The organism is Sphingopyxis sp. SCN 67-31 (assembly GCF_001725095.1).
On sequence record NZ_MEFH01000049.1, the window covers coordinates 1 to 13,281 of the forward strand.

General features: G+C 67.6%; 9 protein-coding genes. 6 read left to right on the top strand and 3 right to left on the bottom strand.

What is annotated here, in order from left to right; all coding sequences use genetic code 11:
- Positions 1-932 precede the first annotated feature (932 nt).
- The 5 genes from ABS88_RS05365 to ABS88_RS05385 all read left to right on the top strand — a co-directional run bounded on the left by ABS88_RS05365 (position 933) and on the right by ABS88_RS05385 (position 8,088).
- Positions 933-1,196 carry a GlsB/YeaQ/YmgE family stress response membrane protein gene (locus tag ABS88_RS05365; protein ID WP_067110264.1) on the top strand — a complete coding sequence of 88 codons (264 nt, stop codon included), beginning with the start codon at positions 933-935 and terminating at the stop codon, positions 1,194-1,196.
- Positions 1,197-1,520: 324 nt separating this feature from the next.
- The gene (locus ABS88_RS05370) at positions 1,521-1,793 is read left to right on the top strand and encodes a GlsB/YeaQ/YmgE family stress response membrane protein (RefSeq protein WP_174521660.1); all 273 of its coding nucleotides are present in this window, start codon (positions 1,521-1,523) and stop codon (positions 1,791-1,793) included.
- A gap of 281 nt (positions 1,794-2,074) precedes the next feature.
- Entirely contained in the window at positions 2,075-3,280 is a 1,206-nt protein-coding gene (locus tag ABS88_RS05375) for an efflux RND transporter periplasmic adaptor subunit (protein WP_420894035.1), read from the top strand.
- Between the two features lie 34 nt (positions 3,281-3,314).
- Entirely contained in the window at positions 3,315-6,731 is a 3,417-nt protein-coding gene (locus ABS88_RS05380) for an efflux RND transporter permease subunit (RefSeq protein WP_286749379.1), read from the top strand.
- A gap of 73 nt (positions 6,732-6,804) precedes the next feature.
- A complete protein-coding gene (locus tag ABS88_RS05385) occupies positions 6,805-8,088 on the top strand; it encodes a DUF445 domain-containing protein (protein WP_420854273.1) in 1,284 nt (427 codons plus the stop codon).
- A 280-nt stretch (positions 8,089-8,368) separates the two neighbouring features.
- On the opposite strand, the gene ABS88_RS05390 is transcribed toward ABS88_RS05385, so the two are convergent.
- Positions 8,369-9,163 (bottom strand): Rossmann-fold NAD(P)-binding domain-containing protein, encoded by a 795-nt coding sequence (locus ABS88_RS05390; RefSeq protein ID WP_076074317.1) that lies wholly within the window; start codon positions 9,161-9,163, stop codon positions 8,369-8,371.
- A gap of 169 nt (positions 9,164-9,332) precedes the next feature.
- On the opposite strand from ABS88_RS05390, the gene pepN reads away from it, so the two are divergent.
- On the top strand, positions 9,333-11,918 hold the full coding sequence (gene pepN, locus ABS88_RS05395; RefSeq protein ID WP_286749381.1) for an aminopeptidase N: 2,586 nt from the start codon (positions 9,333-9,335) through the stop codon (positions 11,916-11,918).
- Positions 11,919-12,106: 188 nt separating this feature from the next.
- On the opposite strand, the gene ABS88_RS05400 is transcribed toward pepN, so the two are convergent.
- Both ABS88_RS05400 and ABS88_RS05405 read right to left on the bottom strand, forming a co-directional pair.
- Positions 12,107-12,427: a DMT family transporter gene (locus ABS88_RS05400; RefSeq protein WP_067181715.1), complete on the bottom strand. Its 321-nt coding sequence runs from the start codon at positions 12,425-12,427 to the stop codon at positions 12,107-12,109.
- Between the two features lie 246 nt (positions 12,428-12,673).
- The gene (locus ABS88_RS05405; protein WP_076074320.1) at positions 12,674-13,273 is read right to left on the bottom strand and encodes an ABC-type transport auxiliary lipoprotein family protein; all 600 of its coding nucleotides are present in this window, start codon (positions 13,271-13,273) and stop codon (positions 12,674-12,676) included.
- Positions 13,274-13,281 lie beyond the last annotated feature (8 nt).

The following is a 13,281-nucleotide window of genomic DNA, read 5'->3' on the forward strand; positions in this document are numbered from 1 at the left end:
AATGGCTTCGATCTCAGGCTCGTGCGGCCTTGCGGGTAGCGATGCTACCCGCTGCGTCCGCCCAAGCCCGATATCTTCGCCATTTCGACGCCTCGAACGGCAAATTAATGGGCCCTGACCCTAAGACCCGTGGGGATTCGGATTTCGGCACGGTTTCTCTTTTCCGTCACCCGAACTTGTCTGGCAATGATCCCTCGACAAGGAACTGTTCCCCGGCGAAAGCCGGGGTCCAGATGGCACAGCGCTGCCCCGCATGGACCCCGGCTTTCGCCGGGGAACAGTTCCTGACTTGCCTGAAGGACATATGTGCCAACCTGTTTCAGAGCCTGCCCCGGAGCCGATCCGGGGGGCCATGGTCCGCCCTCGTCCGAAAGGCGGCGGAAAAGGGAAGGTCCGGCCATGGATGCTGAAACGCGTTCAGCATGACGAACCGATGAGGCAGCGTGACCCATCGTCCCGTTCGTGTCGAGAGCAGTCGAGACACCTGTCAGCGCGGCGCAAGGCCGATGGGTGTCTCGACTGCGCTCGGCACGAACGGATATGGGGGGCGTCGCGGGTTTATGGCACGCCGCTCTATCCTGAGCGTCTGCAAGACAGTCGAAGGCTCGCGATGACCGGGGGCGGGGGGCGGACGCGGCCTGCACCGTGATGCCGCGTCGAACGGGCGATCCGCCCAACTGCGGCGTCGCGGTGTGATGGCTGTCACAACGCCGTCGCCATTCCTCCCCTATGCCTGCTCCTGCGACCCAGATCAGTTCCCCGATCCGGAATTGATCTCCCTTTCCCGGCCGGGCCTTTCGCGGTCCGGCCGGGAACCTTTTTCGCCCTTCTCGCATTATGTCCGCATCGTCGGGACGATGCCCGGATCGCCGGGCATCGGCATCATCTGCCGCCGTCGGCGGCTTCCCGAACCGACAGAGAAAGGGACGGACATGGGTATCATCATCACGTTGATCGTCGGCGGCATCATCGGCTGGCTGGCCAGCATCGTCATGCGGACCGATGCGCAACAGGGCATCCTCCTCAACATCGTCGTCGGCGTCGTCGGCGCATTCCTCGGCAACATCCTCGGCGGGATGTTCGGCATGGGCGCCTCGCTCGACGCGTTCAGCCCGATCGGCCTGCTGTGGTCGTTCATCGGCGCGGTCGTGCTGCTCGGCCTGATCAACCTCGTCCGCCGCGGCAGCGTTCGCTGATCCGAAACGGGGCTTTGTCCGGCGGCTGCCATTTCGCTAGAGCGGCGAGCATGAAATCTGCATCATCCACACGCGTTCGTGCTGAGCTTGTCGAAGCACCGTCCTTCTTCTTACGGCGCTGAAAGCAAGAACGACCCTTCGACAAGCTCAGGGCAAACGGTGCAGATTTGAAGCACGGCGCTCTAGGACATTGTTTTTCCGTGTTTTCCGAGGCGTCGGGCGAGTCCGCCCGACTGGAAAACACTTCTAGGCGGCCGCGGATATTTACGTTACCACCATGTGCCTGCTGCGTCGGGCAGACCAATGATCGTAGGGGGTCAAATCATGATTGATTTCATCATTGCACTTGTCATGGGCGGCATCATCGGCTGGCTGGCCAGCATCGTGATGCGGACCGATGCCCAACAGGGCATCTTCCTGAATATCGTTGTCGGTTGTATCGGTTCGATCCTCGGTCGGCTGCTGCTGGGCGGCCTGATCGGCGGCGGGCATCTGCGCGGCGACGCGTTCGACTGGCGGACGCTGCTGACCGCGTTCGTCGGTGCGGTGATCCTGCTTGCGATCGTCAACCTCGTCCGGCGCGGCCGCGTGCGCTGAAATCCCGTGGCGGCCGGGCGCGACGCCCGGCCGACGCAAGGGCGGCCACCCGCAGGGGTGCGCCGCCCTTTCCGTTGTCCGAAGCCGCTGGAATCGGCCGTCCATCCCGTCTATGAGCGGGCGGCGGACGGAGCGATGGCAGCCGGCGTTTGCCTCTTGCCACTAGTGATGTAATACGGTAATACACCTACGAGGATTTGGGTCCTGTCATGCGGGCGGGGGCGTATCGCTGTCGGCGGTCGTCGCGTCGGCTGCCATGGGCAGCGGATGGGGATTTCGGCGTGAACTACGAGCGGAAAGTGGAAGCGATGGACAGCCTGGCGGGATCGACCCCGAGCTTTTATGACGAGGGCGAGAGCCGCCGCAAGCGCACGCGACTGATCGTCGCGCTGGTGCTGATCGGGTTCGCGCTGGCCGCGACCTGGTATGCCTTCACGCACCGGGGCACCGGCGCCGCGACCGCCGAAGGAGCGGACGGCGCAGCCGCGCAGAGCGTCCCCAACGTCACCGTGGTGATCCCCGGCCGGGTTTCGGTGCAGGCGGCGATCGCCGCGAACGGCACGATTGCCGCGCGCCGCGAAATGCCCGTCGGGGTCGCGGGCGAAGGCGGCCAGGTGATCCGCGTCCTCGTCGAACCCGGCCAGTGGGTCGGCGCCGGACAGGCGCTCGCGGTCATCGACCGTTCGGTGCAGACGCAGCAGGCGGCCAGCCTCTCCGCCTCGATCCGCGTCGCGCAGGCCGACGCGAGCCTCGCGCAGGCCGAACTCGAGCGTGCCGAGGCGCTGGTGTCGCGCGGCTTCATCTCGAAGGCCGACCTCGACCGCAAGCGCGCGACCCGCGACGCCGCCAACGCGCGCGTCCGCGTCGCGCAGGCGCAATATCAGGAAGCCGTCGCGCGCAACGGCCGCCTCAACATCGTCGCGCCCGCCGCGGGGCTGGTGCTGACGCGCGAGGTCGAACCCGGCCAGGTGGTCGGCGCGGGCAGCGGCGTGCTGTTCCGCATGGCGAAGGGCGGCGAGATGGAAATGCTCGCCCAGCTCGCCGAGGCCGACCTCCAGCGCGTCCGCGTCGGCACGCGCGCGACGATCACCCCGGTCGGCACCGACCTGCAGATCGCGGGGCAGGTGTGGCAGGTGTCGCCGATCGTCGACATGAACACGCGGCAGGGCACCGCGCGCATCGCCATCCCCTACAGCAGCGCGCTGCGCCCCGGCGGCTTTGCCGACGCGCGGCTGGTGTCGGGCACGGCGGAGGCCCCGCTGCTCCCCGAAAGCGCGGTGCAGAGCAGCCCCGACGGCAATTTCGTGCTGATCGTCGGCAAGGACGACAAGATCGAGCGGCGCGCCGTGAAGGTCGGGACCGTGACCGACGGCGGCGTATCGATCGCCTCCGGCCTGTCGGGCACCGAAAAGGTGGTCGTGCTTGCCGGCGCCTTCCTCAACCCCGGCGAAAAGGTGAAGCCGGTGATCCAGAAATCGGCGCAATAAGCGCACCCGGACCAGCACGTAAGGCGTTTGAATCATGAGCTTTCGCAACATCTCCGCCTGGTGCATCCGCAATCCGGTGCCGCCGGTCGTGCTGTTCATCCTGTTGCTGCTGGCGGGCCTCGTCAGCTTCAATCGGATGGACGTGAACGACAATCCGGACGTCGAGTTCCCGCTGGTCCAGGTCATCGTCGTGCAGCCCGGCGCCGCGCCGGCGGAGCTGGAGACGCAGGTGACGCAGCGCGTCGAGGCGGCGGTCCGCGGGGTCAGCGGCGTCGACGAAATGTCCTCCTATGTCAGCGAGGGCAACAGCCGCACGATGGTGCAGTTCGCGATCGGCACGCCGATCGACCGCGCCTATAACGACGTCAACCAGGCGGTTCAGCAGATCCGCAGCGACCTGCCCGACGGCATCCTCGAACCGCAGGTGGTGCGTATCGACGCGGCGGGCGGGCCGATCACCTATTTCGCGGTCGAGGCGACCGACATGACGCTGGAACAGCTCAGCTGGTTCGTCGACAACACGGTCGCCAAGGAACTGCTGTCGATCCCCGGCATGGCCAAGGTCAGCCGCGCCGGCGGCGTCGATCGCGAGATCCGCGTCATCCTCGATCCCGCGCGCATGCAAAGCTATGGCCTGACCGCGAGCCAGGTGAACCAGGAACTGCGGCAGGTGAACCTGAACGCCGCGGGCGGGCGGACCGAGATCGCGGGGGCCGAACAGGCGGTGCGCGTGCTCGGCAACGCCGCCAATGCCTTCCAGCTCGGCGAGACGCGCATCGCGATCGGCAACGGCCGCACCGTCCGCCTGGCCGACATCGCCAAGGTGACCGACGGCTATGCCGAACAGCGCAACCTCGCGATGATCCGCGGCAAGCAGGTGCTGTCCTTCTCGATCGAGAAGGCGAAGGGATCGTCGGACGTCACCGTCCACGACGAGACGATGAAGAAGCTCGCCGAGATCAAGAAGAACAACCCCAAGGTCGACTTCAAGATCCTCTTCACCAAGACCGAATATGTGAAGGAGCAGTATCGCAGCTCGATGGCCGCGATGATCGAGGGCGCGGTGCTCGCCGTCGTCGTCGTCTTCCTGTTCCTGCGCGACTGGCGCGCGACGCTGATCAGCGCGATGGCGATCCCGCTGTCGGCGATCCCGACCTTCTGGTTCATGGACATGATGGGCTTTTCGCTGAACAGCCTGTCGCTGCTCGCGCTCAGCCTCGTCGCCGGGGTGCTCGTCGACGACGCGATCGTCGAGATCGAGAATATCGTCCGACACATGCGAATGGGCAAGACGGCCTATCAGGCCGCGATCGACGCCGCCGACGAGATCGGCCTCGCCGTCGTCGCGACGACGTCGTCGATCGTCGCGGTCTTCCTGCCGGTGGCGCTGATGCCCGGCATCTCCGGGCAGTTCTTCATCCAGTTCGGCATGACCGTCGTCTTCGCGGTGCTCGTCAGCCTGGCCGTCGCGCGCATGATCACGCCGATGATCGCCGCCTATTTCCTGTCGGCGCAAGGCGAGCAGGAGCATGCCGGCGGCCCGTGGATCGACCGCTACGAACGCATCCTTGCCTGGACGCTCGACAACAGCAAGCATCACGCGGTTCGCGCGCGTTACGACGCCATCGCGACGCGGCCGGCCTTCCTGTCGGTGCCGCTGATCGCCGCCGGCCTCGCCGTGCTGTTCATGGCCTTGCGCTATTTCCAGCCGGTGCCGGTGGGACAGGACGCGCCGAATCCCGCGATCCATTTCCTGCTGCTGACGCCGATCAGCTTCGTCGCCGCCTATCTGCTCGTCGGGCTGGTGCAGATCGTCGTGGGGGCGCTCGCCTATGCGGCGGGGATGCGGCAATGGGCCTTCACCCACTGGGCCATGTTCATGGCGCGGCGCTTCTGGGCGCGATTGTTCGACCATCGCGTGTGGATCGTCGGGATCGGCCTGTTCGCCTTCCTCGGCAGCATCCTGCTGTTCACGCAGCTGCCGAACCAGTTCCAGCCGACGATCAACAGCGATTACAGCCAGATCAAATATGAGCTGCCGCCGGGCTCGACGCTGGCGCAGAGCACGCATGTCTCGAACGAGATCAACGCGATCCTCGCGGACGACAAGGTGGTGGAGAATGCCTTCTACGACGTCCAGGTCGGCAGCGGCGGGGTCTATATCACGCTGAAGAAGCATCGCGAGGTCACCAGCGTCGAATGGGAACGCGGCCTGCAGCCGAAGCTGGCGGCGATCCCCGACGCGCGCGTCTCGTTCCAGAGCCAGGCGGGCGGCTTCTCGGGCCGCGACATCACCTTCATCATCGGCGGCGACGACCCGGTGCTGCTCGAACGCCATGCGCAGAAGATCGTCGCGGAGATGGGCAAGCTCAAGGAACTGCGCTCGGTGCGGATCGAGGGCGACATTCCGCGGCCGGAGATCATCGTGAAGCCGCGGCTCGACCTCGCGGCGGAACTCGGCGTCACCACCGCGGCGCTCAGCCAGACGATCCGCATCGCGACGATCGGCGACATCGACCAGAATGCCGCGAAATTCTCTCTGTCGGACCGCCAGATTCCGATCCGCGTCCTGCTGTCGGAGGATTCGCGCCGCAGCCTGGCGACGATCGAGACGCTGCCCGTGCCGACCTCGCGCGGGACCACCGTGCCGCTGAAGGCGGTGGCGGAAATCGGCTTCGGGGCCGGCCCGACCGAATTGCGCCGCTACAACCAGACGCGACGCATCGTGATCGGCGCCGACCTCGCGCCGCGGCTGGTGACGAGCGACGCGCAGACCCGGATCGACGCGCTGCCGGCGGTCAAGTCGATGCCGCAGGGGGTGCGCAAGATCATCCAGGGCGACGCCAAGTGGCAGGCCGAACTGGCGACCAACTTCATGATCGCCGTGGTGGCGGGGCTGATGCTCGTCTTCTCGACGCTGGTGCTGCTCTATCGCCGCTTCCTGTCGCCGCTGGTCAACATGTCGTCGCTGCTGCTCGCGCCGCTCGGCGGTCTGCTGGGCCTGTGGATCACGGGCATGGAAATCTCCATGCCGGTCTATATCGGCCTGCTGATGCTGCTCGGCATCGTCGCGAAGAACTCGATCCTGCTCGTCGACTTCGCGATCGAGGAGATGGACCATGGCGTCGACAAGCTCGCGGCGCTCAAGGATGCGGGCCGCAAGCGCGCGCAGCCGATCGTGATGACGACGGTGGCGATGATCGCCGGCATGGTGCCGACCGCGCTGTCGCTGTCGGGCGACGGGGCGTGGCGCGCGCCGATGGGCGTCGTCGTGATCGGCGGGCTGGCGCTGTCGACGCTGCTCACGCTGCTGATCGTCCCGGCGGGCTTCAGCCTGGCCGACAGCATCGAAAAGCGCCTGGGCCGCTTCTTCTCGGCCAACCTGCTCACCTATCGCAAGGGCGACGACACGCGTCCGCACGGCGACCCGGCGCCGTCGCCGGCGGAGTGACGCGGGGGCGGCATCGGCGCGAGCGGACGCCGCGCCGGTTGCAACCTTTGGCGCGCTTCGCCATTTGTTGGGCATGACCGAGCCGACCCCCGCCCGCCCGAGCGCGCCCTCCGACCATTGGGGCGTTGCGGTTCCGACGGGCGGGCTCAATATCCGGGTCGTCGCGACCGGGCTGCTCGTCGTGATGGCGCTGATCTTCGTCAGCGCCAAATATTATCAGGACGTGCACCCCGCGATCGGCTTCGTGCGCGCCTTTGCGGAGGCGGCGATGGTCGGCGGGCTCGCCGACTGGTTCGCGGTCACCGCGCTGTTCCGCCACCCGATGGGGCTGCCGATCCCGCACACCGCGATCGTGCCGCGCAACAAGGACCGCATCGGCGACACGCTGGCGCGGTTCCTGCTCACCAATTTCCTGCTGCCGCGCCTGATCGCGCGCAAGATGCAGACGGTCGACGTCGCGGGCGCGGTCGGCAAGTTCCTGTCGGAACCGGCCGAGGGCGGCGGGCGGCTGAAGCTCGGTGCGTCGCGGATCATCGCCGACGCGCTCGGCGCGCTCGACCAGCAGCGGCTGGGCGGGATGGTCAAGTCGGCGATCGCCGACCGGCTGCGCGAACTCGACGTCGCGCCGCTGCTCGGCCAGGCGTTGCAGGCCGCGCTGGCGGAGGGGCGGCACCAGCCGCTGCTCGATGCGATGGTCGGGTGGGGATCGAAGACGCTCGAACTCAACGAGCATCTGATCCACCAGATGGTCCACGACAACAGCAACGCGATCGTCCGCTTCACCGGGCTCGACGAAAGCATCGCGAACCGCATCGTCGCCGGCCTGTCGAAGCTGCTCGCCGAGATGGCGGTCGACGAGACGCACCCGCTGCGCATCCGCGTCGAGGAGGGGCTCGCCAAGATGGCGCTCGACCTCCAGCACGACCCGGAGGTCAAGGCGAAGGTCGCGCGCGTGCGCGACGAACTGCTCGAGAACAAGGCGGTCAAGCGCTGGCTCGACGGCCTGTGGGAACAGGGCCGCGCCGCGCTGCTCAAGGCGGCGCGCGATCCCGAAACCATGCTCGCGGGGCGCATCGGCGAACTCATCACCCAGTTCGGCGCGATGCTGGGCGAGGACGAGGCGATCCGGCGCACGCTCAATCGCTACGCGCGCCGCGCGGTCGTCGGCATGGTCGACAGCTATGGCGAAACGGCGCTGCGGCTGGTGTCGGACACGATCCGCGGCTGGGACGCCAAGACGATCACCGACCGGCTGGAAAGCGCGGTCGGCGACGACCTGCAATATATCCGCATCAACGGCACGCTGGTCGGCGGGCTGGTCGGGGTGCTGATCCACGCGGTGGATGTGCTGCTGTAGCCGGGGCGGGTTTTTCGGAAAATCTCACGCAAAGGCGCGAAGGCGCGAAGAAGATAATCCGGCGCGGCGTAGCGACAATCTCACACAAAGACACAAAGAGGGCGGAGGAAATATCGACCTCCGTTCATCATCCTGTCGAGTGCATGGAAAAGGACCGGACAAAGTCCGGTCAATTTATCTGCTGTGGCTGCGGATCAAGGGAGAGGTGGCGATATAGGCCGCCCTCTTTGTGTCTTTGTGTGAGATATTTTTCTTCGCGTCTTTGCGTCTTCGCGTGAGATCAATCGAGCATTGCCCTCAACCCCTCGCGCCACGTCGGATAGGTCGGCGCCCATCCCAGCAGCCGCTTCGCCTTGCCGTTCGCGACGCGCCGGTTCTCGGCATAGAAGGCGCGCGCGGCGGGCGACAGGGTCGCGTCGTCCAGCGATTGCAGCGGCGGCAGCGGCGCCCCCAGCATCGCGCAACCCCATTCGACGAGCCGGTTCTGCGAACAGGGTTCGTCGTCGGCAAGGTTGTAGACGCCCGCCGGCCCGCGCATCGACGCGATGACGCCGCCCGCGATGTCGTCGACATGGATGCGGCTGAAGACCTGTCCGGGCAGCGCGATGCGATGCGCGCGCCCGTCGCGAATCCGGTCGAGGATCGACCGGCCGGGGCCGTAGATGCCGGGCAGGCGAAGGACGCGCACGTCGCCGCGCAGCGCCTGCCACGCGGCGTCTGCGGCATTGCGGTCGGCGCGGCGGCCGTGGACGGGGGCGCTCTCGTCGACCCACGCGCCGCGCGCGTCGCCATAGACGCCGGTCGAGGACAGATACCCGACCCAGCGGGCGGGCGCGACGGCGATCGCCTCGCCATAGCGGGCGAGCACCGGATCGCCCCCGTCCGCCGGGGGCACCGACGACAGGATATGCGTCGCGTCGCGCAGCGCCGCCAGCACCGCCGGCGCGTCGGCGAAGGCGGTGCTGCCGCCGCGCCCGTCGCGCGTGGTGCCGATGACCTCCCACCCGCGCGCGCGCAGCCGTGCCGCGAGGTGCCCGGCCGCATAGCCCATTCCGAAAATCAGCATGTTGCTCATGGGTCGCCTTATTGCGCGGCGCAGCCGCCAAGCCTAGGACAATGACCGACAGTTTTTCCCGTTCGTGCTGCGCTTGTCGAAGCATCGTCCTTTCTTTCGGCGCCGAAACGAAGGACGGCCCTTTGGCAAGCCCAGGGCGAACGATTCCCGTTCGAGGTTTCTCCCGCACATGACCGACGCGTCCTCCTCTCCCGTCCCCCCCGTCACCATCCATCGCACCGCCTATCGCCCGCCCGAATGGCGGGTGCCGGAAGTGGCGCTCGATTTCGCGCTCGGGCTCGAAGAGACGCGTGTGACGGCGGCGCTGTCGGTGGTGCGCGATGCCGATGCCGCGGCGCCGCTCGTGCTGCGCGGCGACGCGCTGACGGCAGAAGCGGTGCGCGTCGACGGCGAGGCGTGGAACGGCTGGCGGATGGACGGGCCGGACCTGGTCGTCGACCTGGGCGACCGGACCGCCGCGGTGGTCGAGGTCGATACGCGGATCGACCCCGCCGCCAACAGCCAGCTGATGGGGCTCTATGCCTCGAACTCCATGCTCTGCACGCAGTGCGAGGCGGAAGGGTTCCGCCGCATCACCTTCCACCCCGACCGTCCCGACGTGCTCAGCCGCTACCGGGTGCGGATGGAGGGCGACAAGGCCGGCTTCCCGATCCTGCTGTCGAACGGCAATTGCGTCGCGACCGGCGAGGGAGAAGGCGGAACGCACTGGGCATTGTGGGAAGACCCGTGGCCGAAGCCTTCCTATCTGTTCGCGCTCGTCGCCGGCGACCTCGTCGTCAACCGCGATCATTTCACCACCCTGTCGGGACGCCGCGTCGAACTCGGCATCTGGGTGCGCGCGGGCGATCAGGACCGCACCCACCATGCGATGGCTTCGCTCAAGCACAGCATGGCGTGGGACGAACAGGTCTATGGCCGCGAATATGACCTCGACCTGTTCAACATCGTCGCGGTCAGCGATTTCAACATGGGGGCGATGGAGAACAAGGGGCTGAACGTCTTCAACACCCGCTATATCCTCGCCGACCCCGACACCGCGACCGATGCCGATTACGACGGGGTCGAGGGGGTCGTCGCGCACGAATATTTCCACAACTGGTCGGGCAACCGCGTCACCTGCCGTGACTGGTTCCAGCTCAGCCTGAAAGAGGGCTTCACCGTCCATCGCGACCAGAGCTTTTCGGCCGCGATGGGGTCGGCGGCGGTCAAGCGGATCGAGGATGTGCGCGTGCTGCGCGCCGCGCAGTTCCCCGAGGATGCCGGACCGCTCGCGCACCCGATCCGCCCCGATAGCTATCAGGAAATCTCGAACTTCTATACCGCCACCGTCTATAACAAGGGCGCGGAGATCATCCGCATGATGGCGACGATGGTCGGCCCCGAACGGTTCCGGCGGGGCACCGACCTCTATTTCGACCGCCACGACGGCGAGGCGGCGACCTGCGAGGATTTCGTCCGCGCGATCGAGGACGGCGCGGGCATCGACCTGACGCAATTCCGCCTTTGGTACAGCCAGGCCGGAACGCCGCGGATCGCCGCGCGTCTTGAGGGCGACGCGGCGAGCGGCGAATGGGTGCTGCACCTCGCGCAGACCATCCCGCCGACGCCGGGGCAGCCCGACAAGGCGCCGATGCTGATCCCGCTGCGGATCAAGGCGTTCGACCGCGACGGCGCGGTACAGGATGCGGCGGAGCAACTCGTGCTGCTCGACCGCGCCGACGCGACGGTGTCGCTCGGCCGTTTCGCCGGCCGGCCGATGCTGTCGATCAACCGCGGCTTCTCCGCCCCGGTGATCGTCGATTGCGCGCGCGCGCCGGGCGAACTCGCGTGGCTCGCGGCGCACGACGACGATCCCTTTGCGCGCTACGAAGCGTTGCAGCAGCTGATGCTCGACACGCTCGTCGCGGCGGTGTCGGGGGAGGCGGCGGAGCGCGGCGCGGTGGTCGATGCGGTGCGCGAGACGCTGGCGGGCGCCGCCGTCGCGGAAGCGGTGCTGCTGCCGAGCGAGGCCTTCATCGGCGACCAGATGGTGACGGTCGATCCCGATGCGATCCGCCGCGAACGACTCGCGCTGCAGGCCGCGATCGGCGAGGCGCTCGAAAGCGAATGGCGCGCGATCCTGGCCGATCCCGCGCCGCCCGCGACCGACCTCTCTCCCGCCGCCAAGGGACGCCGCCGGCTGCGCGGGGTCGCGCTCGCCTACCTTGGGGCGACGGCAAGGGACGACGCGCCCGCGCTGGCCTTCGCCATCTTCTCCGACGCCGACGGCATGACCGAGCGGCAGGCGGCGCTCGCGACGCTCGCGCACGGCGACAGCGATGAGCGCGCCCATGCGCTCGACATCTTCTACCAGCGCTACCGCGACAATCCGCTCGTGCTCGACAAATGGTTCCAAGTGCAGGCGTGGTCGCTGCGCCCCGACACCGTCGATGCGGTGCGCGACCTTGCGCGCCATCCCGATTTCACGCTGGCGAACCCCAACCGCGTGCGGGCGCTCTATGGCGCCTTCACCGCCAATCAGGCGGCGTTCCACCGCGCCGACGGCGCCGGCTATCGCCTGCTCGCCGACCTCGTCATCGCGCTCGACCCGAAGAACCCGCAGACCGCCGCGCGCCTGATCCCGCCGCTCGGCCGCTGGAAGCGCTTCGACGAGGCGCGGGCGGCGCTGATGAAGGCGGAACTGGACCGCATCCTGGCGCAACCGGGCCTGTCGCGCGACGCGACCGAGCAGGCGAGCAAGAGTTTGCTGGGGTAGGGGTAGAAGGCCGTCGTTTGCGTCACATACCGGTTCCCCTCCCGCAGGCGGGAGGGGCAGCGAGACTTAAGAACTTGTTCGTTAGTCGCAGCGGGGTGGGCCTTTGCGCCGCTGCTGCCCACCCCCGACCCCTCCCGCAAGCGGGAGGGGAGACAAATGGCGCCTTTCGGCCGTTTCCGCGCTCTTCATCACCCGGCCGAAAACAGCTTGGTGCCCACCACGCCGATCACGATCAGCGCCATGAAGCCGACCTGCACCGCGCTGACCTTTTCGCCGAACAGCAGGATGCCGCCGATGATCACGCCGACCGCGCCCAGCCCGGTCCAGATCGCATAGGCGGTCCCGGCCGAAATCTCGCGCATCGCGAAGGCGAGCAGCGCCATGTTGACGAAACTCAGCGTCACCGGCACCGCCGACGCCTGCCACGTCCCGACCGTCGCCGCCCATTTGAGGCTGAGCGCCCAGCAGATTTCGGTGAAAACGGCGATGGCGAGGATGATCCATCCCATGAAGAGTCCTTTCCGGTCGGCGGGCTCGGGGGAAGGGCGCACGCCGGAAACCCGAAAGAGGCGCGCAAGCCGCAGCATGACTGCGCGGCGCGCTTAGATCGGAACGCCGTGAATTGGAACCGTCATTGCGAGCGAAGCAATCCGGAGGGTGTACGTCAGAGCGGCGCGCCCTTGATCTGACCGATCTTCAGTTCCGCGTTCTACCCGGGTTGCTTCGTTTCGCCCGCAATGACGAGGCGGGATATCTCAATCCCCCAGCCACCCCGCGACGTCGCTCGCGACCTTGTTCGCGGCGCGGGTCAGCGCTTCACCCACCGGCTTGGCCTCGATCCGGCCGCCGATCGGCTCGCGCGCTTCGAAGCGGCGCTGGGTGACGGTCTTGCCGCCCGCGCCGACGCGCATCGCCTGGTAGACGACGATCGCCTCGTTCGACCGCGCATCGACCCCGAACTCCATGAGCTGCCCGGCAAGCTGCTCGCCCGGCGCGGTCAGATACTGGCCTTCGTCGATCACCACGCGGTTCGTGCGCGCGGCGACGGTTTCGGACAGCAGGCGCTGGAACAGCCGCTGCGGCGCCTCGACCCATTGCGCGTCCTTGACATAGGCGACGCTGGCATCGTCCTGTTGCACCGGGATGCGCGTCGTGCGCAGCTTCTGCGGCGCGGCGGGGATCAGGATGGTCAGCGTCGCGGCGTCGCTGGCGGTGCGCGCCTCGCCCGCCGCCGGGGCGGCGTCGGCATCGAGCGTCAGCAGGAAGGGCGGCACCTTGCCGCCGAAACTGACGCACCCCGAAAGCAGCAGGGCGCCGAGCGCGAGGGTCAAGGGAGTACGAAGGCGGCTGGGCATCGGACGAA